General features: G+C 38.7%; 20 protein-coding genes. 8 read left to right on the top strand and 12 right to left on the bottom strand.

What is annotated here, in order from left to right; all coding sequences use genetic code 11:
• Nucleotides 1–223 precede the first annotated feature (223 nt).
• A complete protein-coding gene (locus AC3B5S_RS04340; RefSeq protein ID WP_489756911.1) occupies nt 224–1414 on the top strand; it encodes an acetate/propionate family kinase in 1191 nt (396 codons plus the stop codon).
• A gap of 97 nt (nt 1415–1511) precedes the next feature.
• Here AC3B5S_RS04340 and AC3B5S_RS04335 read toward each other — a convergent pair whose 3' ends face one another.
• Nucleotides 1512–2423 (bottom strand): 1,4-dihydroxy-2-naphthoate polyprenyltransferase, encoded by a 912-nt coding sequence (locus AC3B5S_RS04335; RefSeq protein ID WP_489756912.1) that lies wholly within the window; start codon nt 2421–2423, stop codon nt 1512–1514.
• 68 nt (nt 2424–2491) lie between these two features.
• Between AC3B5S_RS04335 and AC3B5S_RS04330 the strand changes: the two genes are divergently transcribed.
• The 5 genes from AC3B5S_RS04330 to AC3B5S_RS04310 all read left to right on the top strand — a co-directional run bounded on the left by AC3B5S_RS04330 (nt 2492) and on the right by AC3B5S_RS04310 (nt 6941).
• Nucleotides 2492–3460, top strand: a complete 969-nt coding sequence (locus tag AC3B5S_RS04330; RefSeq protein ID WP_489769346.1) for a polyprenyl synthetase family protein — start codon at nt 2492–2494, stop codon at nt 3458–3460.
• Between the two features lie 57 nt (nt 3461–3517).
• Complete coding sequence (locus AC3B5S_RS04325; protein ID WP_489769345.1) at nt 3518–3958, top strand: MarR family transcriptional regulator; 441 nt, start codon at nt 3518–3520, stop codon at nt 3956–3958.
• Between the two features lie 79 nt (nt 3959–4037).
• On the top strand, nt 4038–4634 hold the full coding sequence (locus AC3B5S_RS04320; RefSeq protein WP_489769344.1) for a histidine phosphatase family protein: 597 nt from the start codon (nt 4038–4040) through the stop codon (nt 4632–4634).
• A gap of 402 nt (nt 4635–5036) precedes the next feature.
• Nucleotides 5037–5489 carry a MarR family winged helix-turn-helix transcriptional regulator gene (locus tag AC3B5S_RS04315; protein ID WP_489769343.1) on the top strand — a complete coding sequence of 151 codons (453 nt, stop codon included), beginning with the start codon at nt 5037–5039 and terminating at the stop codon, nt 5487–5489.
• A gap of 45 nt (nt 5490–5534) precedes the next feature.
• Nucleotides 5535–6941 carry an MDR family MFS transporter gene (locus AC3B5S_RS04310; RefSeq protein WP_489769342.1) on the top strand — a complete coding sequence of 469 codons (1407 nt, stop codon included), beginning with the start codon at nt 5535–5537 and terminating at the stop codon, nt 6939–6941.
• A 94-nt stretch (nt 6942–7035) separates the two neighbouring features.
• Here AC3B5S_RS04310 and AC3B5S_RS04305 read toward each other — a convergent pair whose 3' ends face one another.
• Nucleotides 7036–8361, bottom strand: a complete 1326-nt coding sequence (locus AC3B5S_RS04305; protein ID WP_489790119.1) for a PTS sugar transporter subunit IIC — start codon at nt 8359–8361, stop codon at nt 7036–7038.
• Between the two features lie 169 nt (nt 8362–8530).
• On the opposite strand from AC3B5S_RS04305, the gene AC3B5S_RS04300 reads away from it, so the two are divergent.
• The gene (locus AC3B5S_RS04300) at nt 8531–9223 is read left to right on the top strand and encodes a GntR family transcriptional regulator (protein WP_489756919.1); all 693 of its coding nucleotides are present in this window, start codon (nt 8531–8533) and stop codon (nt 9221–9223) included.
• Nucleotides 9224–9285: 62 nt separating this feature from the next.
• Here the strand turns inward: AC3B5S_RS04300 and AC3B5S_RS04295 are convergent, their stop codons facing one another.
• The 10 genes from AC3B5S_RS04295 to AC3B5S_RS04250 form a co-directional block, all read right to left on the bottom strand.
• A complete protein-coding gene (locus AC3B5S_RS04295; protein WP_489756920.1) occupies nt 9286–10485 on the bottom strand; it encodes a NupC/NupG family nucleoside CNT transporter in 1200 nt (399 codons plus the stop codon).
• A gap of 383 nt (nt 10486–10868) precedes the next feature.
• Nucleotides 10869–12167 (bottom strand): pyrimidine-nucleoside phosphorylase, encoded by a 1299-nt coding sequence (locus tag AC3B5S_RS04290; protein ID WP_489769341.1) that lies wholly within the window; start codon nt 12165–12167, stop codon nt 10869–10871.
• Between the two features lie 138 nt (nt 12168–12305).
• Nucleotides 12306–13253 (bottom strand): sugar-binding transcriptional regulator, encoded by a 948-nt coding sequence (locus AC3B5S_RS04285; RefSeq protein ID WP_489756922.1) that lies wholly within the window; start codon nt 13251–13253, stop codon nt 12306–12308.
• A 9-nt stretch (nt 13254–13262) separates the two neighbouring features.
• On the bottom strand, nt 13263–14450 hold the full coding sequence (locus tag AC3B5S_RS04280; RefSeq protein ID WP_489790118.1) for a phosphopentomutase: 1188 nt from the start codon (nt 14448–14450) through the stop codon (nt 13263–13265).
• Between the two features lie 11 nt (nt 14451–14461).
• Complete coding sequence (gene deoC, locus AC3B5S_RS04275) at nt 14462–15136, bottom strand: deoxyribose-phosphate aldolase (protein ID WP_489774656.1); 675 nt, start codon at nt 15134–15136, stop codon at nt 14462–14464.
• Nucleotides 15137–15316: 180 nt separating this feature from the next.
• Nucleotides 15317–17041: a thiol reductant ABC exporter subunit CydC gene (cydC, locus tag AC3B5S_RS04270; RefSeq protein WP_489790117.1), complete on the bottom strand. Its 1725-nt coding sequence runs from the start codon at nt 17039–17041 to the stop codon at nt 15317–15319.
• Nucleotides 17041–18771, bottom strand: coding sequence for a thiol reductant ABC exporter subunit CydD (gene cydD, locus AC3B5S_RS04265; RefSeq protein WP_489756926.1), 1731 nt, complete (start codon nt 18769–18771; stop codon nt 17041–17043). Before cydD ends, cydC begins: the two co-directional genes overlap by 1 nt.
• Nucleotides 18772–18774: 3 nt before the next feature.
• The gene (gene cydB / locus AC3B5S_RS04260; RefSeq protein ID WP_489774658.1) at nt 18775–19785 is read right to left on the bottom strand and encodes a cytochrome d ubiquinol oxidase subunit II; all 1011 of its coding nucleotides are present in this window, start codon (nt 19783–19785) and stop codon (nt 18775–18777) included.
• Complete coding sequence (locus tag AC3B5S_RS04255; RefSeq protein ID WP_489756928.1) at nt 19785–21248, bottom strand: cytochrome ubiquinol oxidase subunit I; 1464 nt, start codon at nt 21246–21248, stop codon at nt 19785–19787. Before AC3B5S_RS04255 ends, cydB begins: the two co-directional genes overlap by 1 nt.
• Nucleotides 21249–21575: 327 nt before the next feature.
• Complete coding sequence (locus AC3B5S_RS04250; RefSeq protein ID WP_489756929.1) at nt 21576–22418, bottom strand: hypothetical protein; 843 nt, start codon at nt 22416–22418, stop codon at nt 21576–21578.
• A gap of 275 nt (nt 22419–22693) precedes the next feature.
• On the opposite strand from AC3B5S_RS04250, the gene AC3B5S_RS04245 reads away from it, so the two are divergent.
• Nucleotides 22694–23461 carry a pyrroline-5-carboxylate reductase family protein gene (locus AC3B5S_RS04245; protein ID WP_489756930.1) on the top strand — a complete coding sequence of 256 codons (768 nt, stop codon included), beginning with the start codon at nt 22694–22696 and terminating at the stop codon, nt 23459–23461.
• The last annotated feature ends 65 nt before the right edge of the window (nt 23462–23526 follow it).

Genomic DNA, 23526 nt, shown 5'->3' with positions numbered 1-23526 from the left:
TTTAAAGTTTTCTGAAGTTGTTGAGATAAATGGAAATGCGTATAAATGAGAGTGTGCCACAAATTCCCAAAACGGTATTTCTTAAAGATAAAAAATCATAATTTAGCGTTCTTAGCTGGCTGTTTGCGATTTTGTTCGCTAGCTAGGCTTTATTAACAATTTTTGTGCAACCGGTTTCTTTGAAGTATAATTAAGCCAACTAAGAAATTGGAGGCTGGATTTTATGTTAATAATGGCGGTCAATGCAGGTAGTTCGAGTTTGAAATGGCAGATTTATGATTTACCGAGTGAAAAAAAAGTAGCACAAGGAATGATCGATCGTCTAGGTAAAGTTGATGCAGTGTTTGAAGCAGAATATCAGGGCCACAAGTTTAAACAACAAGAAGCGATTACTAATCAACAAATTGCTGCTACCCTAATTTTAACACGTCTCAAAAGCTTGGGGATTGTGGAGCACTTAGAAGATATTAAAGGTGTCGGGCACCGGATTGTGTCAGGCGGTGAAAAATTTAAGCGTTCAACTAAAATAACCCCGTATGTCGCCCAAGAAATTGCTAATTTAGCCGAATTAGCGCCGCTACATAACGCGACGGAGGCTTATTATATTCAAGTTTTTGCCAAATTATTACCGCAAGCTACACAAGTGGCAGTGTTTGATACATCATTTTACACAACTCTAGCACCCGTCAATTATTTATATCCCTTAGAAATGAAATATTATCGTCAAGATCACATCCGAAAATATGGTGCGCATGGTACTAGTCACCGCTATGTCTTAGAGCAAGCCGCCCAATTATTACAAAAACCAGTTGCGCAAACCAATTTAATTACGTTGCATTTAGGTAGTGGTGCTTCGGTGACGGCCATTGAAAATGGGCAAGCCATTGATACTTCGATGGGCTTTACGCCTTTAGCCGGTGTAATGATGGGGACGAGAAGTGGTGATATTGACCCCTCGATCTTAGAGTACTTGATGAAAAAAGAACAGATTTCTGATATCTCGGAAGTGTTAGATATTTTAAATCATCATTCGGGTTTGCTCGGTGTTTCCGGATTGTCTAATGATAAACGGGATATTGATGAAGCGGCTGCACAAGGTAATCAACAAGCGCAATTGGCGCAACAAATGTTTATTAATCGGATTGTTAAATATGTAGGATCTTATTTAGCTTTACTAAATGAACAGCCAGACGCTTTGGTCTTTACGGCGGGGATTGGTGAAAATGATGCTGGAGTGCGTGCGGGTGTTTGTCAACAATTACAACATTTAGGAGTGCTGTTAGATCCGAAAGCCAATCAGGTGCGTGGCAAAACTGCTTTAATTAGTCAAAGTGCTTCACCCATTAAAGTTTTCGTGATTCCAACCAATGAAGAATTGATGATCGTGCGGGACACTTATCAATTAATTAAATAATCAAAAAATGGTATTGACAATTGATATAACTGTCGATACCATTTTTACTTTGTGTATTATGCGGTGCGCCCAAGAAATTAATCGCGATTACAAAAAACTAAGGAATAATTAAACCGATTCCTAAAGTGACGACTTGGGTGAAAGTCATGATAAATAAGTTTTGCACTGCTAGTTTAAAGGTTTGTTGTTTGACATGAACTACAAAGAATTGTCGGGTATTTTGGTAGACGACCGGAATGGTTAGCCAAGTCAGCATGACAAACCAGGGCAAATAATTCTTAATCACAGCGAGTAATAACAATAAATAACCAGCAATTAATAACAGTGCATATAACCAGAGACTGCTATTAACTCCTAGATAACGGACAATGGTATGACGTTTTAAATCTAAATCTTCTTGATAATCACAAATGTTATTAGCTAAAAGTAGGGAAGCAATCGCGCACATTGCTAGACTTGAGGCCAATAATATTGGTAAAATAAAAGACCAGTTAAGGCTGACTAATTGGTGTACGTTGAGCCAGACCGTGATGAAAAAGATCATAAAGCCCATCGTAAAGCCCGCAAATAATTCGCCTAAGGGTAAGGAGTTTAACGGCCACGGGCCACCAGCATAAAAAAATCCGACGGCAAAACAAAAGAGTCCCATAACTAGTAATAACCAGCCAACTCTGACTACTAACAATAAGCCAATTAAAGCTGCCACAACCATCAAGGAATAGTTGAGCCAACCAATTTTATGAATATTTAAATGATTAACTCCAATGACATTGGTTTTTTGGCGGAAGTTTTGGCCTTGATCATGATCAGCATTTTTGTAATCCCAATAGTTGTCGTTAATATCAACCGCCATATTAAATAACAACATGGCCACAAAAAAGAGAATGGTATTGAGCCAGTTCAGCTGCTGATAATGGTAAATGGTATAAAACACACCTAATAAAAAAGGAAACACACTCGCCGTTTTGGCTTTAATTTCAACTAATTCTAAAAAAACTTTTGGTTTCAAACTTTCAATAAACCTCACTTAATTTTTGATATACTATATAAAGATTATACATGAAAAGGTGCCTGTCAATGATTAACCCGATGTGGTCTGCAATTCCTGAATTGAAACAGCAATTGCAGGACGTTCAAAATTTTATTTTAAAACAAATTGATCCACTAGATCAAGCAATTGCTCAACCAATTCGCGAACAAGTGATTAGCGGTGGTAAAATGATTCGCCCCGCTTGCCTATTAATTTTTAGTGATTTTGGCGATGTGGCGTACCAAACAAAGATTCAAGCAGCTGCGGCCATGGAAGTTTTGCATATTGCCACTTTGATCCATGATGACGTCATTGATGATTCTAAGTTACGGCGCAATGTGGAAACTATCCAAGTTCACTTGGGAGATCGCAATGCGATTTATGCCGGCGATTATTTGATGACCGTCTATTTTGATTTAATCAGCCAGGTAGCAACTAATCAACAAGAAGTACAATTAAATGCGCGCGGTATGAAAAAAATTTTAAAAGGTGAACTAGATCAGTTACGGATTAATTATAACCCGCAAGCCACTGTGAAAATGTATTTGCGCGAAATTGCAGGTAAAACGGCGCAGTTAATTGAACTAAGTGCACAATTTGGTGCTGTGTTGGCGACAGATGATCCGACAATTATTCATCATGCCCGTTTTATCGGCCACAATATTGGCATGGCTTTTCAAATTGAAGATGATATTTTAGATTACCAAGGCCATAAGCAAACTGGCAAACCCCAATTAGAAGATTTAAAAAACGGTGTCTATTCCATTCCGCTGATTTACGCTTTACAGTTCGATAATGAATTGAAACAATTTTTAATGGATAAAAAACAGTTAACGCCAGCGGAAATTACGGCTGTGGCGGACCGGGTTCGGACTTCGGGCGGTTTAAAAGCAGCACAACAGTTAGCCCAAAACTATTCCCAAAAAGCTTTGACTTTGATTGAAGATTTACCAGCTAATCAATATAAAAAATATATTCGGTGGGTTACTAAAAAACTGTTAAAGCGGCAACAATAAATTAAGTTGCGACCAAAAGTGGGTAGTAGTGTGTTGGCGAACAGAAAGGGGAAATGATTGGACTATTATAACTTGAGCAAGTTTATTGCCGGAATTTATCGTGGTTCGAAAAATGAGTGTAATAAACAATTAGATTGTTTAAAGATGCGGGCGACCGAAACCGATCTACTATTGTTTATTGATGAACATCCTAATTACAGGCAACAAGAAATTGCCCAAAAAATGGTCATGGATCCGAGCTTGTTGGCCCGTGATTTGCGAACTCTAGCCCAAAAGAATTATATTAAACGCCAATGTGACGTGGATGATCGCCGTGCTAAGCGCATTAATCTGACTAAGCGTGGGCAAAATCAAGTTTGCCAATTACGGCAAGTGATAAATGATTGGTGGCAACAACTGTTTGCGCAACATGATTTAGATGCAACGACTGTTTACCAAACTTTAGAAGCCGTCTATGATGCTATGACGACTGATAAAAATGATTCTACATGTTGTTAATTTAATACAGAGTTTCCTTAAATAAGCGGTATAATTTAATTAATCGTTTCCAACTTTTGAGGAAAGGAAATTGTTAATTATGTCAGAATTATATCTTATGCGTCACGGCGAAACTTTATTTAATCAAACTCATCGAATTCAAGGGGCTTGCGATTCGCCATTAACTCAGCAAGGTATTAGCCAAGCCAAAGAGGTGGGGCAATATTTCAAACAAGCAGGAATTACGTTTGATCATGCTTATTCGTCTACACAAGAACGGGCCAGTGATACTCTGGAGTTTGTCACCAGCCAACCATATCAGCGACTAAAGGGAATTAAAGAGTGGAATTTTGGCTTGTACGAAGGTGAAAGTGAACGGTTAAATCCGCCAATTGATCCGCAAGCACACTCTTATGGTGACTACTTTGTTTATTATGGTGGTGAGTCAGTGGCGCAGGTTCAAGCACGGATGGATCAGACCTTGACCCACATTATGGAGCAACCTGATCATCATCGAGTTTTGGCAGTTAGTCACGGTGGCGCCTGCCATGCCTTTCTATTGAAGCATTGGCCGCAAGCTCAGGATATTGCCCAAATGCCATTATTGAAAAATTGTAATATTTTAAAATTTACTTATAACCAGCACCAATTTACGTTTGAAGAAGTGATTGATGCTCCAAGTCTACTCCACAAATAGTAATTAAAAATTCGTTTATTGAACAACGGGCCTAGCGGCAGTTGATTCAGTAAACGAATTTTTTAGGCAAGATTTAGAATGAATAATATACTGAAAATTAAACAGCAAACTCCAAAGTAGGTTCCTGAGTATAAGGCTAATGCCACAAAATGTGATGTACTGGCAGTGGCATACTTTTGAACACTTTTGAAGTGATTATGCACAGCAACAAATTCCCATAGTCCTAACAACAATAGAAAAATTCCAAATGCAGTTTCAAAAGTGAATTTCATTTTTAATCCCCCTCATAACTTGCCCAGTACTAGTTTAGCACTTTGGTAGGCAGTAAATTAATGCTCAAAAAAATTTTGCTTTTTTAAAAAAATGTAGTAAACTACCTTTTTGAAAAGGAGTTGTGGTTGAATGACTGCTGATTTATTACGGCAATTGGGTCCGCAGATTAAAGTAGCTAATACTTTAATTGAAAAAGAATTAAATAATCAAATCGCTAAACTCATTCCAGAACAAAACTTGACCGGTCCGCAGATTACATTGCTGGTTTATTTATATGAATCTAACGGTCGCACGATTACGCAACGCGAAGTGGCACAAAAGTTTGCTTTGAGTCACCCAACAATGCGAAGCATCGTCAAACGTTTGGAACAGGCCCAGTTAATTAATACGGGTCATTTGTCGAATGATCGCCGTCAAGTTAGTTTGTCGTTGACGCAGCAAGGGAGTGCTTTATTAGATCGGCATATTGTGGATATTCGCGCGACAATGAGTCGTGTTAATGATCAAATTATTGCCGGCTTAACGGAGAAACAGCAGGCGCAATTAGCGACGATTTTGACGCAGATCATTCAAAATTTCTAAATTTTACGTAAAAGTGTAGCTTGCTACAAAAAGGAGATAGCAAAATTGCAAACGACAGTTAAAAGTATTTCTGGAAAAAAACGAGCTTTAATGATGGCCGTGTTATTGTTTGGTTCTTTTGTTGCTTTGTTAGCTGAAACGTTCTTAAATAATGCTTTGCCCACTATTATGCGTGCGTTTCAGGTCAATCAAGCCACTGCGCAATGGTTAACGACTGCATACTTGTTAGTGGTGGGTTTAATGATTCCCATTTCGGCGTGGATTTTTGATTCTTTTAATTTGAAACAAAATTTTTTGACAATGATGGTAATCTTCTTTGTCGGTTCTATGGTTTGTCTAGTGGCACCCAACTTTTGGGTTTTATTGACTGGACGCATTATTGAAGCTGTGGCGGCCGGGGGGTTAATGCCGTTTATTCAAAATGTTATTTTGATGATGTTTCCCCCCGAAAAGCGCGGCTTCGCCATGGGGATTACGGGTTTTGTGATTGGCTTTGGCCCAGCGGTCGGGCCGACAATATCCGGTTTAATCTTGAAATATGCTGATTGGCAAATGTTATTTATTATTTTGAGTGTGACGAGTGCTTTAGTGGCCATTTTAGCGTTGTTTACGATTCAAAATCTAACTACACCCAAATTACAGACAACCGATCTTTTATCCTTTATCGAATCAATTATTGGCTTTGGTCTATTGTTATATGCTTTATCGGAAGTAGGCAATACGGGTAAAATTACGGTGAGTTTAGCGGTTGTTTTCCTTATCGGGATTTTAGTCATTTATTTATTCTGTCGGCGCCAATTAAAAATGCAGGAACCACTATTAGATATTCGCGTCTTTAGAAATTGGCGTTTTGACTTATGTACTATGTTAAGTACGATTAGTAATATTGCAATGGTGGGCATTGAACTAGTTCTGCCGTTGTATTTACAGACGACACGGCAAGAATCGGCCTTGATTGCGGGCTTAGTCATGATGCCGGGGGCTATTGTGATGATTATCTGTAATCCTATTTCGGGAACACTCTATGATAAACTTGGAATTAAGAAGTTAGCGTTCTTTGGCTTTGCCATGTTGTTGTTAGGTACTTTGCCCATGCTGTGGTTCAATACTCAGACAAGTTTAGTCTTGATTGGACTGTGCTATGCTGTTCGGATGGTGGGTATTTCCTTTACAATGATGACGACTTTTACTGCCGGTATCAATATGATTGAACCGCAGTTAACGGCTCATGCCAATGCTGCTTCATCGACGGTACGTCAAATCGGGGGTTCACTGGGAACAGCTTTAGCAATGTTGCTGGTGGCTTTGGCAGCTACTCTAAAGACTAGTGTCGGTCAAGTTCAGGCTACCGAAATTGGCTATCAATGGAGTTTTATTTTAATGATTGTGTTTGCCGTCATTGGCTTACTGGCCTCATTCTTCTTGCCCAGTGCGGCAGCTGAAAATAAATAATTTTATCGTGGGGATTCAAATAGTTGTTGTTCAGTTGAGTAAGCCAATAAAAAAGGAGCCGTTAGGGGCTCTTTTTTTATAAGCTAAATTAATTTTAGTCTTCAGCAACGGATTCCTGTTCTTGTGCTAATAAAATGCTGTCATACTTTTTGGCGAATGGATAGTAAATAAAGAAGCTCATAATTAACATTAAGGTTTGCCAAACAGCTCCTTGCCAACCGCCGACAATTAAGCCGGAAATTATTGCTGGTGTGGTCCAAGGAACGTAGACTCCGTTGAAAGGTGGAATAATGCCGAGGGCAATGACAGCATAGGTTAATAGTCCTGAGATGACCGGTGTTAAAATAAAGGGAATTGCTAGCATGGGATTTAAAACAATCGGTAAACCAAACAAGATTGGTTCATTGATGTTAAATAAAGCTGGGACAATCTCCAATTTGCCTAAAGCTTTCATCTGGGCTGATTTGGCAAAAACAAACATGAAAACTACTAAACCAATGGTCATACCGGCACCAGTGACTGTTAAACATTGATCCATAAAAGATTGAGTGACAATGTGGGCACCATGAGCTAAAGATAATTTACCAGCTTTATACAAAGCCAAATTATCGGCATTATTTGATAATAATAATGGTCCCATAATTCCGCCGACAATCGTGGAGCCATGTACACCAAAGAACCATAAAAAGACTGGTAATAGAGAAATGACAATGACGCCTAACAAGCCATCAGTAGCGTGTTGCAGTGGAATCTGAATAACCTTATAAATCCATTCGGCTAAGGTAGTATTGAAGCCTAATTTGAAGATGCCATACACAACAGCCGCTAACGAAACAATGACGGCCGCCGGAATCAAAGCAGTAAAAGAACCTGCCACATTAGGGGGAACTTGTTCCGGCATTTTAATAGTAATATTTTTCTTCAAAAACCAGGAGTAAAGCCAACCAACAAAGAGTCCAACTAAGATAGCGATAATCATCCCTTGCCCGCCGAGCCAGTTTTTGTCAATGATCCCGGAAACTTGCCACGCAGTGGATGTTTTATCGGGATGGGCGATACTAGTGACTTTAGTGATGGTACTAGGTTGTAAAATGATATCGACCGTGACCGCTAAGAGTCCAGCAGGTGCAGCATCAAAGCCTTCATCTTTGACCCAAGAATAGGCAATGCCGAAGACGGCAAACAAAGCCATGATGCCGAAGGAAGCATCACTTGCTTGCATGAACACAGCAGCAATACCAATTTTATTAAAATAATTTTGTAAGGACTGAATTGGTGGTTGCCCTAGTATTAAAAAAATAGCGCCGATGATGATAAAGGGAATGGGATAAATCATTCCATCTTTAATCGCTTTGAGGGGCCTAGTATTGACGAATTTCATTACCGGTGGTAGTAACTTTTTGTTAATAAAGTCTTTCATATGTAACAACCTCCATTATTGTCAAAGTAAGATCAAGACTTAATCAATACCAATTTTCTGTTAAACTAGCAGTAAGGGCTTTCACAACTGTACACGTACAGTTTAAAACGCTAAATTAATTTTTGCAAGCGCTTTTTAAAATGATGATTAGATTATTAAGGAGGTTTCTATGCTTAAATATCAACAGTTAGCCCAACAACTAATTGCAATGATGCAACAAAATTCGTTGCCACAAGGTGCTAAATTGCCGAGCTTAAATGAGTTAAAAGCTACTTATCAGACGAGTAAGACTACAATTCTCAAAGCCTTAACAGAATTAGAACGAGCGGGCTTAATTTATCAAGTGCAAGGTAGTGGGACCTTTGTGCGTAAACCGCCTAAAGCTGGTTATCTGAACTTTTCTAAGACCAATCATGGTTGGACCAATGACTTGGAAGACAATCAATTAACGAATGCGGATGTGACTGTCAAAAAAATCTATCCCACAGTAGAGATCGCCCAATATTTACATTGTTCACAGAAAACGCCCGTGTATCAAGTACAAAGAATCAAGCTAGCACAAGGCGTGATTTCGTGTTGGGAAACTTCATATTATAGTACTGAAGAGGTACCGTTTTTAAATGTTGCCATTGCGACCGGGTCTATCTTTCATTATTTGCAACAAGTTCATCAGATTAAAGTGGGTTTTTCGGATAAGTATTTTGCTGTACGGCCCTTAACAGAATTAGAAGCGCAAAAATTAGCTCTGGCTAAAACTAGTTTTGGCTTAGTCGTTCAAGAAGTGTTTTATTCAACTAGTGGGCGGATTTTTGATTATTCCCAAAATGTCTATAATTATCAAACCACCAAATTTTATTTATAAGACAACAAAAAAACTCGCTTGTCAGTTCGAAGCGAGTTTTTAATGTTAGTGTATTGGTAGTCTTAGAAGTAAAGACCAACGATCGTTCCGGTTAAGATAGAAGCCAATGTAGCACCTAATAATAACTTCATGGAAAATTTAGCCACGAATGATCCTTGCTTAGCACTAATGGATTTAATTGCCCCGGTAATAATACCGATTACGCTAAAGTTTGCGAAGGAAATTAAATAGGAAGAAATAATGGCGACAGCCTTGGGACTTAAGACATGCACAATCTTATGCAATTGACCTAGGGCCACAAATTCATTCGTCAAGAGTTTGGTGGCCATTAAGCTACCAACTTGTTGGATATCTTTGCTCGGAACACCCATTAAGTACGCAATTGGCGAGAAGATATAACCCAAAATCTTGGTAAAACTGATATGGAAGATAACTGAACAAGTACTATTTAAGAAAGTTACTAAAGCGACAAAACCAATCAACATGGCCGCAACGGTAATGGCTAGATTAAAACCATCTTGAATATAATTACCGACAACTTGAAAGAAAGGTTCATGGGAAAGATTAGTTGTCGCGGAGTCGGCATTAATGGCTTTGTTTTCTTCATCAGAAACATCATAGGGATTGACGATGCAAGAAACAATCAACGCCGATAAAATGTTCAAGAAAACCGCAGTTACCACAAATTTACCAGGAACTAACTGCATGTAAGAAGCTAAGACCGCAGCAGAGACCGCACTCATGGCCGAAGCACAAATGGTATACAGCCGCTTTTCGTCAAGCTTGGGGATGACATCTTTAATGGTTAAGAAGACTTCCGGTTGTCCTAAAATAGCAGTGGAAACGGCAAAATAACTTTCCAGTTCACCCATGCCAGCTAATTTATTCAAAATAAAACCGGTCCATTTAATAATAAAGGGTAAGATTTTTAGATAATTTAAAATTCCTACTAAAGCGGAAATAAAGACAATCGGCATTAAAACATTTAAGAAGAAGACGGAAGCGCCTTTTTTGATAACTAAACCACCGAAAACAAAATTGATTCCGCCGGCGGCTTGAACCATTAACCAGTTGAAGAAACTGGAAATGGCTCCCATTGTTTTAATACCACCTGAAGTATTTAAACATAGGAAAGAAATGATTAATTGGAGGGCAAACATAATTCCCATTTTTTTGAATTTGATATGTTTGCGGTCACTACTGACTAACCAACCAACTATCAAAACGAGTAAAATTCCGGTTAACAAGAAAACAAATCGCATAATTTTCACCTTTCTGAATTGTGAATATGGTAATGGATCTGATCTGTATAAAGATTGTAAAATCACACTCAATAGTTAAGATTTTAAGTTTATAAATAACACTTGCATCCTTAACTAAGATGGCTACTGGTCGCAGTGTGATCTTGCGCTCCAAAAGCTAAAAGCTTACGTTTAACTACAACTAAGAACTCAAGTCAAAGCCCGACTTAAGTCCTTAGTCTAGGTTAATCCTCAGCTTTAAATCGGCCTTTGTCGCAGTGGTTAAGCGCTCCAAGTAGCAACAGTTTGCGTCTAGCTACGCTAAAGATCTCAAGTTTAAAGACCAAAACTTAAGTCCTTTATCTAGGCTATATTCCACTGCTGAACGTTACTTGTCGCAGTATTTAATCAATAATTTTGTAAATCATTGGGTTCTTATCAGCATGATCGGCCACGGTGATGTTTTGATACAATAAATCTTTGATATCATCGACATTTTCCCGATTACTGTAAATAGTTAACAATGATTCACCTGCTTGAATAGCGTCACCGACTTTTTTGTGTAGTTCAATACCGACACTGTAATCTAATTGATCTTCTGCTTTTTGGCGACCACCACCGAGCATCATGCTAGCAATGCCAACTTCGTCGGCTTTGATTTGAGCCACAACACCGCTTTGTTGGGCTGGTAATTCAATCTTATATTGCGCTTGGGGCATGATGGAATAGTCATCAACAACGCGCTCATCGCCACCTTGAGCTTTAATCATTGCTTTAAAGCGCTCTAAAGCTTTGCCGGAACTAATAGCATCTTCGAGTAATTTCCGGGCTTCAGCAGCATCTTTGGCTTTGCCGCCTAAAACAACCATGTAACTACCTAAAGTTAGCATTAATTCAGTAACATCTGCGGGGCCTTGGCCCTTTAAGACATCAATAGATTCTTCGATTTCCAAAGAATTACCAATTTTGTAACCGAGTGGTTGATTCATGTCGGAAATTACAGCCATACATTGCATGCCCACACCTTTGCCAATAGAAACTAAAGCTTTAGCTAAAGCAATGGAGTCGTCTAAGGTCTTCATAAAAGCGCCGGATCCTGTTTTGACATCAATAACTAAGGCATCAGTACCAGAGGCAATCTTTTTACTCATAATGGAACTGGCAATGAGCGGAATTGAATCAACGGTATCGGTTACATCCCGCAAAGCATAAATTTTCTTATCGGCCGGAGCAATGTTACCGGTGGCGCCAATAATGGCTAATTTTTCAGCAGCGACTTGTTTGATAAAGTCTTGCTCGCTGATTTCTACTTTGTAGCCCGGGATCGCTTCCAACTTATCTAATGTTCCACCAGTATGGCCTAAACCGCGTCCAGAGATCATAGGCACTGGAATGCCAGTGGCGGCTACGACTGCGGCTAATGGTAAGCTGATTTTATCGCCCACACCACCAGTAGAATGCTTATCAACTTTGATACCTGGAATTTCGGATAGATCCAAATGATCGCCCGATTCCATCATTTTCATGGTCAGAGTTGACCGTTCTTGAGCTGTCATGTCTTGGAAATAGATTGCCATCAATAAGGCACTAGTTTGATAATCAGGAATAGTGCCATCACAAACGCCATCAATGAAGAATTGAATTTCTTCAGCAGTTAATTCTTTTCCATTGCGTTTGTTATCAATAATATCGACCATTCTCATGAGTCATACACTCCTTTGGATTTATAAAATTAGAAAGCAAAGATTTAATCTTATTTTAAGAAAACGCTTACTATTAGTACCTTAAAGATTACCGTTGCTAGCATTAAAGCAGCAACTACGGGTAATCTTTAAGAAAAATTATTCATAATCAATCAAGTTCTGGGCTAAAGGTACATCTAAAATTGCAATATTGGCGTAATGCGCTTTTAAAACCGCATGCACAGCTGCAGTTTTTTGTAAGCCACTGGCCACGACAATCGAGCTTTCTTTTTGTCCTAAAGCCTGCGCCTCAATCCCAACAGTGCGTTGATTGAGTTCTTGATTAATAATTTGTCCATCATTATCAATAAAACGGGAAACAATATCACCCACAGCTTTAGTTTGAATTTCTGTCTTTTGGGCTTGAGTTAAATAGCCTAAATTAAAGAGCAATGAATTACTGCTTGCGGTCCCAACACTAAACAGCGCAATATTAGCTTGTTGCCCTAGATCGAGGATTTGTTTAATAAAGCGATCTTGTTCCACTAATTCTTTGGTTGTTTTGCTATCAAAAATAGTGGGTAGGGGCAGGTATTGAGCCCGGGTTTGAAACGCTTGCGCTAGCTCATTAATACTCTCATAGGCATAAGTTTTCTCATGGCTAAAACTAAAGCCACCTTTTAATTGCACCGTTTTGACACCGGGAGTCGTTTGTTCGGCTAAATTGGTGGTGACGGCGTGCACCGTTTTGCCCCAACCAATGCCGATGATGTCATTGGGTTTGACTAAATTGGTTAAAAAGTTAGCTGCATAAGCACCAACGCTATCAAGGTTCGATGCTTGCCCGGCATAATGTGACGGGACAATTTCAATTTGAGCACGATATTTTTGCGATAAAATATCGCCTAAATCCGAATAATTAATAAAGGGATTTTCAATTTGAATTTTTACTAAACCAGATTCGCGCGCTAATTGCAATAAACGCGAAATTGTTGGACGTGACATCTGCATTTTATTGGCAATGGTTGTTTGACTGAGATTCTCTTCGTAATAAAGCTGTGCCACAATTAAAGCTTGTTTTAACTTAGTTTCACCGTTATTTGTCATAGTTAGCCTTTATTGAAGTTGGTTTAAGAAGCTCGTACCTTTATCGTTGGTGGTAATGTTGAAGTTTTCAGCAACCGTCGCACCAAAATCGCTAAAGGTTGTCCGAGTACCTAAACTAGCTGGATTTTTCATACTTGGTGAGTAAACGAGTAGGGGTACTAATTCACGTGTATGATCGGTACCTTTATAAGTTGGGTCATTGCCGTGATCAGCAGTAATGATTAAAAGATCATCATCATGCATTTGCTCTAAAACATGACCTAATCTGTGGTCAAAGTCCATCAAAGCATCACCATCACCTTGCGCGTTACGCCGGTGGCCATACATCGCATCAAAGTCAACAAGGTTGGTAAAGCAGAAGCCGGTAAAGTCTTGTTGCATAACCTTGTCTAAATGATCCATACCGTCCATGTTACTTTCGTTATGATAACCTTCACCAATCCCGTCGCCACTGAAAATATCGTTAATTTTACCAATGCCGATAGTTGTTACATTATTATCTTGCAAATAATTTAAGGTAGTTTTAGCTGATGGCTTCAAGGTAAAGTCATGCCGATTAGCAGTCCGTGTAAAGTGATCTTTGTCAGGTCCAACGTAAGGCCGCGCAATGATTCGACCAACAGTATATTCAGGACCGTTAACTAAACTACGTGCATATTCACAAATCCGATATAATTCATCAACAGGAATTACATCTTCATGAGCGGCAATTTGTAAAACGGAATCACCAGAAGTATAGATGATTAAATCACCAGTCTTCATTTGTTGTTCGCCTAATTCAGCAATAATTTTGGTACCAGATTCTGGTCGGTTACCAATAATTTTCCGACCGGAAAATTCAGCAATTTTATTCAATAAGTCATCTGGAAAACCATTCGGGAAGAAAGATAATTCTGTCATAACTGGTAATTGCATCATTTCCCAATGACCATCCATACTGTCTTTACCCACAGAAACTTCTTGCATATTACCGTAGTAACCAATTGGTTGCTCAGCTTTAGGCACACCCAAGATTGCTTCTTGACGTTGATTAGAAAGGCCAAGCTTTTGTAAGTTAGGTAATTTCAATTTACCTTTGAAGTATTCACCGATGTGACCTAAGGTGTCTGAGCCAACGTCATCGAAGTTGGCGGCATCATGCGCTTCACCAGTACCAATGGAATCTAAAACAATACCAAAAATTCTCTTATAAGCCATTTTGTTCTCCTTTACTTTTTAGCGCCTTCTAAAATCTTAACAGTTGCACTAACACCTAAGCGACTAGCACCGGCTTCGATCATGCCCATAGCTTCTTCATAACTGTGGATGCCACCAGAAGCCTTCACGCCTAAACGATCGCCCACAGTTTCGCGCATTAATTTCACATCCGCTTCTTTAGCACCAGCAGAGCTAAAGCCAGTTGAAGTCTTAACAAAATCAGCTTGCGCTTGTTCTGATAATTGTGAAGCTTTGACGACTTGTTCGTCATTTAAGAATGATGTTTCGATGATGACTTTCAATAATTTGTTTTCAGCATGAACTGCTTCTGCAACGCTTTGAATATCAGCTTTGACAGCGTCGTAATTGCCGCCCACTAATTCACCAACATTGATGACCATGTCTAATTCATCAGCGCCATCTGCCATGGCGTGCTTTGCTTCAAAAACTTTAGTAGCTGTGCTGGTAGCGCCCAATGGGAAACCAACAACCACGCAAGTATTAATATCAGTACCAGCTAATTGTTCATGTACTAGTTTGGCCCAGTAAGCATTCACACAAACAGAAGCTGTTTGGTAATGTTTAGCTTCCTCGCAAGTCTTTAAAATATCTTCTTTAGTAGCGTTTGGATTCAACAGTGTGTGATCCAAATATTTAGCCAACTCCGCTTGATTAAGTTCTTTCATTGATTGAAACCCCTTTCTCTAATTCCAATTTAAATTATATAGTGTATTTGACAAATGTAAAGCTGTTTTTTGAAATTATGTTCAAATGACCATGTGTTTTAAGCAAAAAAAAGACTAATTCTGGTTACATATCAGAATTAGTCCTGCGTATAAAATTTTAGCTTGCTGTAATTTTTAAAGTTAGAAGCCACGATCCATGCGATAAAGTTCTTGGAAATGGTGGTTATTAGCGGCTAAATCTTTGGGATTACCTTGCATTTTAATTTGACCTTGGTCTAAAAAGACCACTTGGTCAACGTGATTAATGCCTTGTAAATGGTGGGTAACCCAAATGATGGTTTTGTCTTTTAAAACTTCAAAAATAGTTTTTAATAAATCATTTTCGGTAATGGGATCTAAACCAACCGTTGGTTCATCAAGTAGCACAATGGGCGCATCTTGCAATAAAATGCGGGCTAGCGTGATGCGTTGTTGTTCACCACCGGAAAAACGCGCGCCCGCTTCGCGTACGGATGTTTCGTAGCCTTGGGGTAATTGCTCAATTAAATTAGTTAATTGAACAGCATCTAAAGCAGCTTTCACCTCAGCGTCCGATTTTGTTTCGTTACCAAGGCGCACATTATTTAAGATAGATGTATTAAATAAAAATGGTTGTTGGTTGAGAAAAGAGAACAATTGCTTTTGTTCGTCTTGAAGGGCTCGCACATTGATCCCGTTTAAAGTAACTTGACCCTTTTGGGGAGTTAAATCCCCGTTGATTAATTGCAGTAGGGTTGTTTTACCGGTACCACTAGGCCCAATTAAAGCCACCTTTTGTCCCCGTTGAATGGTTTGATTAAAGTCTGTCAAAAGGATTGGAGAATCCGCATCATATTCAAATTGCAAATTTTCTAATTTTAAAGTTTGAAAATCTGTCGCAGATAATTTTTGTTGCGGTGGTAATTGTTGCAGGGTGGGATGAAGATTATTGAGACGTTTAATCGAATCTTTATAAACCGGATATTCTTCAAATCCCTGACTAATTGGCACAATGGCCTCACCAATTGGAGCAACTGCCAAGACAAAGGCTGCCGTGTAGTTAGCTCGCATTTGCGTATTAGTGAAGTGCAAATTGGTGAAAATAATCATGGCTAGAAAAATTAGTACTAGAATGACTTGCAGATAGAAATCCCGTTGCCAACGAAAATGTTTACTCTTTAATTTGGAACTGTTTAATTGCGCAATAGTCTGGGTAGTTGTTTGTTGAAAGTCCTGTTTGCGTCCAGATAAAATCCAATCATTAGCCCCCAAAATATTATCGGTTAACTGAGTATATAACTGATCAGTTAACGCTTTTTGGTGACTACGACGTGCGGCTTCAATTGCGGTTGAAGCTAAAGGTACAACCAAAATTTCGAGTAACAATAAAATGGCGGTGATAATGGCAAACCATAAGTCAAAATAGCCAATACCAATGGTGACAAAAATAGCTAAAAGGATCCCCACGACAGTGGGAAAAACTGTTCGTAGATACAGGTTTTGTAAATGATCAATATCTTCGGATAATAAGCCCAGCAGATTACCACTGCGATATTTTTCATTAAAGAAAGCCGCATCTTTTTCCACTGTTTTATACAGGCGAGTTCGCAAATCGGAGGTGACTTTTAAAACCCAATTATGACTTTTTAAACGTTCGAGATATTTAAAAGTCGGGCGGCCGATTCCAAAAGCACGTGTTAACAAAATGGCCGGATAGATCATTAAAATATTGTACGGATGAGTGGCCGAGCGATCAATGGTATAACCAGAGGCAAACATTAAGGCGCCACCACAGAAAATTGTCAGAAAGCCTAAGAATAAGGCTGTAGCTAAAAGAAATTTATATTGTTTCAGGTAAGGTTTAACCCAAGTATCGTGCTTCCACATTATAGATCACCTCGCATTTGGAAAGTTAGATCAGCAAAGGGGCCACTCGTTTCTTGTTGTAGTTGTTCAATTGGTCCTTGTTCCACAATTTGGCCGTGATCTAAGACAATGACATAGTCCATTTGTTGGAGCCAATGCAAACGATGCGTAGCAAAAATAACTAAGTGTTGGTCAAATAAAGGCAACATGGTTTGCTTGAGACGATATTCCGTTTCAATATCTAAATGGGCCGTTGGTTCATCTAACAGAATAATGCGGCGCTGTTGGGCCAAAAAGGCCCGTGCTAACATGATTCTTTGGGCTTGACCGCCGGAAATGCCCCGGCCGCCTTCACCAACAGGAGTATTTAATCCCTGCGGTAAACTCGCAATAAAGTCGGTTAAACCGGCCTGCTGGGATGCTAGTTGAACCTGTTCATCAGTGGCCTCAGGTTGATAAAAGCGAATATTGTTGGCAATTGTGTCACTAAATAGGTACGGCTTTTGCGGTAAATAGGTGATTTGTTTTTGCCAATTAGTTTGGGACAAATGTGGTAAAGCTTGATCATTAAGCTGGATTTGTCCGTTATTCGGAGTGAGAAAACCACCTAAAGTATCTAAGAGGGTGGTTTTGCCAGCGCCAGATTTGCCGATAATGGCGATTTTTTGATAACCATGGAGGTTTAAATTAATGTCGTGGAGATTAACCAACTGGTTTTGGGTATCATATTGAAAGTTTAGATGGGACACTTTTAACGTGCTTTGTTCATTCCAAGTAAAGTTAGTTACGAGCTGTTGATCGCTGACCACGGGTTGATCTAATAATTCAGTGGCTGCAGTGAAGGCATTAGCCCCATCTAAGGTGGCATGATAATCATTGGAGAAATTTCGTAATGGTAAGAAGTACTCCGGTGCTAACACTAAGGTTACCAGGGCAGGGTATAACGGAATTGAGCCCTTGATTAAAGCTAAACCTAAAAAGACGGCTAATAAAGCAATGGAGAGCGTGGTAAACCAATCTAGAGCAAAAGTCGATAAAATAGCAATGCGCAAAGTGCTCATTGTTTTTTTACGATAATTTTCACTAACGGTTTGGATATTATGCGCATAATCTTTACTTAAACCGAGCATTTTCAGGGTAGTCAAGCCGCGTAAAGCATCCAAAAAATGATTCGACAGCACCACATATTCATTATATTGCGCGTCAGCCTTGTCTTGAGCCGCGTAGCCTAAAATAATCATAAATAAAATAATGACAGGAAAAACTAACAGCAAAATAATTCCGGATGTCCGGTTTTGGAAAAAGATATAAATTAAGATAATCCATGGAATAATCATCATGTCCATAAACTTGGTCAAAATCAAATTAAAATAATTATTAACTTTATCCATTCCGTCGAGTGTTTCGGTGACTAAGTTGCCCGAACCGGCTGTGGAAATAAAGTCGGGCCCCGTTTGATAAATTTTGTCTAAAATATCTTGGCGTAAGTTTTCGGTTGTCTGAGTGGCAAAGTGATCTAGCAGAATATTCTTCAGCCAGACCAGCAAGTGGCGAATTAAAAAGGCAATTACAAATCCGATTGTGGGCTTGAGTAATGCGTGTAAGTGCAATTGCCGCCAAGAAAAAACTAAGGCCTGCGTGAGAAAGCTAGCTTGTAATAAAATCATAAATGCTTGCAAGACGGTTAGTCCTGCAAGCATTACGAATAGTGATTTAACTTTGGGTAATTTGAATAAACGTTTATCAATCATAAATTAATTGGTCGCTTTCCCAGATGGTACCCGTTTTTTAAAGATATAGTAAGACCAAGTAAAGTAGATTAAAACAATCGGCAGTAAAATGCAGACTACAATAGTCATAATCGTTAAAGCTGCGGGTGAAGAGGAAGCATTTTTAATTAAAATGCTATTGGCAGGGTTAGTCGCAATCATGACCCGTGGGAATAAACCGTTAAAGATTAAGATCACTACAAAGGCTAAGGATAAGCCACTGCCAAGTAAACTCCAGACTTCATGATCTTTGTACGTTCCCCAAGTCCCGATGATAGACATCAAAACGATGAGTAAGGTAATTAAAGTACTAGAAACAGGTTTATTAGTGAAGAAGTCTGTTTGGAAAATTACTAGTAAGGCAAAGACAACTTCACCAACGAACAAAATAGGATAGAGATAGCGATTAAGATTACGTGCCCGTTCTCTTAAAATGCCCGTTGTGGTTAGTCGTGTATAGTTTAAGCCGTGAATTAAAGACATCAAGACGCCTGCAATTCCACCAACTAATGATAACCAGTTAATAATATCAAAGAAACCAGCGTGCATATCGCCTTGCGCATTGATTGGCACACCTTGAATCATGCTGAAGAAAATAATACATAACATTAAAGGTGCGACTAAGCTACCAAAGACAAAGACGTTATACCAAAGGTGCCGCCCACGCTTGGTTTCGGCATGTTCCGCAAATTCAAAGGAAACACCCCGTAGAATTAATCCGACTAAGACTAATAAGAACATGATGTAATAGCCAGAGAACAAACTCGCATACCACATTGGAAATGAAGCAAACATGGCGCCACCGGCTGTAACCAGCCAAGTTTCATTGACTACCCAGTGGGGGCCAATAATGCGCAACATAGTTTGTTTTTCCTCATCAGTGCGCGCGATAATACCAGAAGCCATGCCCACACCAAAATCAAAACCTTCTAAAAAGAAAAAGCCAACAAAGAGCACACAGATTAAAATAAACCAAATAAATTGTAAGGCAGTCATTAGTCAAAGGCCTCCTTTGCAAAAGGATCCGCAGTTACAGTGTCTTGTTGTGTAGCACTAGGTCCATCAATTGCACTTAAACCATGATGCAATGTTTGCCGTGAGTAATAAATCATAACTCCACCCAAGACGGTAAACAAAACAAGATAAATAATATTACTAAATAATAACTCACCAGCTGTTGTTGATGGTGAAACAGCATCTGCAATAGTGTACAATCCATAAACAATCCATGGATAGCGACCTAATTCAGTAATTAACCAACCACAAGTATTGGCGATGAATGGACACCACATTACGAAACCTAAGATATATAAGAACCAACGTTGATTTTCAATCATGTCATGCTTTTTACGCATCAAGAACAAGCCAACGATGGAAACTAAAGCAAACAAAGCGCCAAAGCCAGCCATGACCCGGAAACTCCAGAAAATAGCGGTCGTTGGAATATAGAAGTTTTTAATATTGCGAATACTCTTACTCTTATTATGAGCAAATTTTTGTTTTAATTCTTTGTTAATCGTGTTCATACCTTTAACTGAGCCTTCAGGCTTATGATAAGCTAATAAACTCAACATATAAGGTACGGAGATTTCGTGATTAACTTTATGATCTTTAGTATCAAAAGTAGCGACGATCTTCCAAGAAGCTGGGGAACTAGTATCTTTATATTCGCCTTCTGTAGCAGCAAATTTCATTGGTTGGTCTTGAATAATTTGTTGGGTTTGATAATCACCAGCAACCATGACGCCAATAGAAGCCACTAAACTGAACCATAAACCGAAATGTAAGGACTTTTTGAAGAAAGCACGATCCTTTTGCTTCCGAATTAAGCCCCAAGCACTCATTCCCACGATAACTAAAGCGGCAGTAGCAAAAGCACCTAAAATAACGTGGGGGAACACCCGCCACAATTGAGGATTACCAACAATACTACCAAAATCGGTCATTTGGGCATGATGCGTTTTACCGTTGATAGTAAAACCGGTAGGATGTTGCATAAAACTGTTAGCAGTTAAAATCCAAATAGCTGATAACATGGTACCAATGGAAGTCAACCAAATAAATAAGGCGTGAATTCCGGGTTTGAAACGATCCCAAGTAAACATCCAAACGCCAAGAAAAGTCGATTCCAAGAAAAAGGCCAATAAAGCTTCAATCGCCAGAGGAGCACCGAAAATATCGCCCATGAAGCGAGAATAGTTGGACCAATTCATTCCAAACTGGAATTCTTGGATTAACCCAGTCACAATGCCGACCGCAAAACTTAGCAAAAATATTTTGCCCCAGAATTGGGCCATTTTTTTATAAATTTCCTGCTTCTTAATTGCATAAATGGTTTCCATAATTGAAACTAAAAAACCCATTCCAATTGAAAACGGTACAAAAAAGAAGTGGAAAATCGTTGTTATCGCAAATTGTAATCTTGCTAATGATAACAATGACAAACTCAAAGTTAACATGAATTTCACACTCCTTAAATTATGTAAAATTAATTACATTAATCCATAACTTACCAACTATTACTTTACCACAAAACGAACAAGAAAAACGCTTTTTTGGCTAAAAATGCTTTTTAAAATATCGCTTAAATAAAAATTAAAGCAGTCTTTTTTTAATTTTTTAAAACAAAAAAGAAACGACAACTTAGTTGTCGTTTCTTGGAGGAGTAAGGATGTGAATACAATTTATATGTTGTAGCAACCTATCGGTTATCTACACTAATAATAGTATTCATTAATTATGATGAAAATGTGAAGAAAAAGTGGTAAAAGTTAGTTTTTTGAAAATTAGGGTTTGTTTTTGGTTTTAAAGCGACGATGTTTATTAGTTGGAGCTGGTGGAACGGAGTTTTGGGTCGGTTGATAATAGTTATTAGCATAATTATTATCAAATGACGGATTAGGTTGTTGTGGTGCTGGGTTGGGGTTTTGTGCCATAGGATTAGCTTGATTGGGTGCAAAGTTTTGCTGTGGCTGATTGAATTGATTATTATTCATTTCAGGATTATTCATCGGTTGCGGTTGGTTAGGATTTTGATAGTTGTTCGGTGCCATTGGTGGCTGTTGAAAGTTAGGATTAGAATTTGGTTGATAATTATTGGGAGCTTGATAGTTATTATTGACCGGTTGTTGATAATTATTCGGCATTTGCTGCTGATTGTTGACAAAATTATTTTGATCCGTGTAACCGTTATTCGTAGGATTTTGATAATTGTTATTATTGTTATCGTAAGAACTATTGCTATAAGCATTACCGTATTCATCAACGGCTGGTGTAAAGAAGAATCGAACGATCAGATTGGCAATGACCATGACCGTCCCAATGCCAATACCAACCCAAGACCAAATCATAATCCCAGGAAAACTTAAAGCATTAAAAATGCCCATCACGCCACCTAAAATGAGAATAATAAAGCTGGTAATAGCTGGTACAATGCTGGTACTAGCATTGCAAACAATGTAAATAATTCCAGCAATTAAATATGATAAGGCTACTAGGACACTAGCGGTACTACCTAAGTCAGCGTAACCCATTAATGCTTGAATAAAACTATCAAATTTAAATTGAATCACAATTACAATGGCTAAGATAATGGTAATAATCCCGGTAATTAGCCTTGCTATTTTCATAAGAAAAAAACCTCCAGCATAATTTAAACATTGAATAAGAGTTAGAACTAATAAGAATTTTATCTAAATTAGAACAAAGTCAATATAGAATAGTTCAAAATTTTATTGCCTTTTTTAAAACTAATACAAATACTCTAAGTTTTTTGTTTGAATTAGATCAACTTGTTGTACTTGTTTAGTTTAGCTAATTGCATTTTACCGCAAACTGTGGTTTGAAACCAATAATTTATTAATAAACTATTCTGTTGTACAATGAAAAAAATTGAGGTGATTAAATGAAAATTGGACTTGTAGGTGCTGGCCGAATTGGCAGTGCGATGATTAAAGGATTATTGAAAGCGGGCATTAGTCCCCAACAGATTATCGTTAAGGGTGGACGGCACCAAACGGCAGCTAAGTTAATTGCGCAGTATCAGTTGGGAGCAGCGCAAAGTGTATCGGAATTGTTGGATTGTGAAGTTATTTTATTAGCGATTCCAGCACCAGCGGTGCCAGCAGTGATTCAAGAGTTAAGTCAAGATTATGAGGGAATGATTGTTTCAGTTTCTGGTGGTGATTTAACACAAATTAATCAATCATTAACCGGGGCAGCTGGTTTTGCCAAGGCAGTACCTAATACGGCAGTGGAAATTGCCCAGGGAATAATTGCTGTGAGCTTTCAAAAACAAGAAACGGCGGCTCATCAAGAACTGGTGACCAATTTATTTAACAAACTAGGTCAAGTGTACGTAGTTCCTGAACAGCAGTTGAGTATTTATGGTACGATTGCCGGTTGTACACCAGCGTTAATGGCGGTAATGATGGATGCTTTAAGTGATGCTGGAGTGTATTACGGCATGAAACGTGAAGATAGTCATCAAATTATCTTACAGATGCTGCAAGGCACAGTCCAATTAGTGCAAAATCAGCAACTAGATTTTGAAGCTTTAAAGGATTACTCAGCTACTCCTGGTGGTTCCACGATTCGCGGAGTGGCCGCTTTAGAAGAAAACGGCTTTCGCGGAGCTTTGATTAAAGCGATTAAGGCTTGCGAAGAAGGTTAGTGTTTGAACAAATCTTATATTTATAAAAAAAGAGGTTGGATTTTAAATTTCCAACCTCTTTTTTA

Source organism: Bombilactobacillus sp. ESL1094 (assembly GCF_058107425.1).
This window is presented reverse-complemented; position numbering and strand designations above follow the sequence as displayed.

What these genes read in the sequence shown, in the direction of transcription:
- AC3B5S_RS04340 (WP_489756911.1), top strand. Translation starts at nt 224, where the DNA reads ATGTTAATAATGGCGGTCAATGCAGGTAGTTCGAGTTTGAAATGGCAG.
- AC3B5S_RS04330 (WP_489769346.1), top strand. Translation starts at nt 2,492, where the DNA reads ATGATTAACCCGATGTGGTCTGCAATTCCTGAATTGAAACAGCAATTG.
- AC3B5S_RS04320 (WP_489769344.1), top strand. Translation starts at nt 4,038, where the DNA reads ATGTCAGAATTATATCTTATGCGTCACGGCGAAACTTTATTTAATCAA.
- AC3B5S_RS04315 (WP_489769343.1), top strand. Translation starts at nt 5,037, where the DNA reads ATGACTGCTGATTTATTACGGCAATTGGGTCCGCAGATTAAAGTAGCT.
- AC3B5S_RS04305 (WP_489790119.1), bottom strand. Translation starts at nt 8,361, where the DNA reads ATGAAAGACTTTATTAACAAAAAGTTACTACCACCGGTAATGAAATTC.
- AC3B5S_RS04300 (WP_489756919.1), top strand. Translation starts at nt 8,531, where the DNA reads ATGCTTAAATATCAACAGTTAGCCCAACAACTAATTGCAATGATGCAA.
- AC3B5S_RS04295 (WP_489756920.1), bottom strand. Translation starts at nt 10,485, where the DNA reads ATGCGATTTGTTTTCTTGTTAACCGGAATTTTACTCGTTTTGATAGTT.
- AC3B5S_RS04290 (WP_489769341.1), bottom strand. Translation starts at nt 12,167, where the DNA reads ATGAGAATGGTCGATATTATTGATAACAAACGCAATGGAAAAGAATTA.
- AC3B5S_RS04285 (WP_489756922.1), bottom strand. Translation starts at nt 13,253, where the DNA reads ATGACAAATAACGGTGAAACTAAGTTAAAACAAGCTTTAATTGTGGCA.
- AC3B5S_RS04280 (WP_489790118.1), bottom strand. Translation starts at nt 14,450, where the DNA reads ATGGCTTATAAGAGAATTTTTGGTATTGTTTTAGATTCCATTGGTACT.
- deoC (WP_489774656.1), bottom strand. Translation starts at nt 15,136, where the DNA reads ATGAAAGAACTTAATCAAGCGGAGTTGGCTAAATATTTGGATCACACA.
- cydC (WP_489790117.1), bottom strand. Translation starts at nt 17,041, where the DNA reads ATGTGGAAGCACGATACTTGGGTTAAACCTTACCTGAAACAATATAAA.
- cydD (WP_489756926.1), bottom strand. Translation starts at nt 18,771, where the DNA reads ATGATTGATAAACGTTTATTCAAATTACCCAAAGTTAAATCACTATTC.
- cydB (WP_489774658.1), bottom strand. Translation starts at nt 19,785, where the DNA reads ATGACTGCCTTACAATTTATTTGGTTTATTTTAATCTGTGTGCTCTTT.
- AC3B5S_RS04255 (WP_489756928.1), bottom strand. Translation starts at nt 21,248, where the DNA reads ATGTTAACTTTGAGTTTGTCATTGTTATCATTAGCAAGATTACAATTT.
- AC3B5S_RS04250 (WP_489756929.1), bottom strand. Translation starts at nt 22,418, where the DNA reads ATGAAAATAGCAAGGCTAATTACCGGGATTATTACCATTATCTTAGCC.
- AC3B5S_RS04245 (WP_489756930.1), top strand. Translation starts at nt 22,694, where the DNA reads ATGAAAATTGGACTTGTAGGTGCTGGCCGAATTGGCAGTGCGATGATT.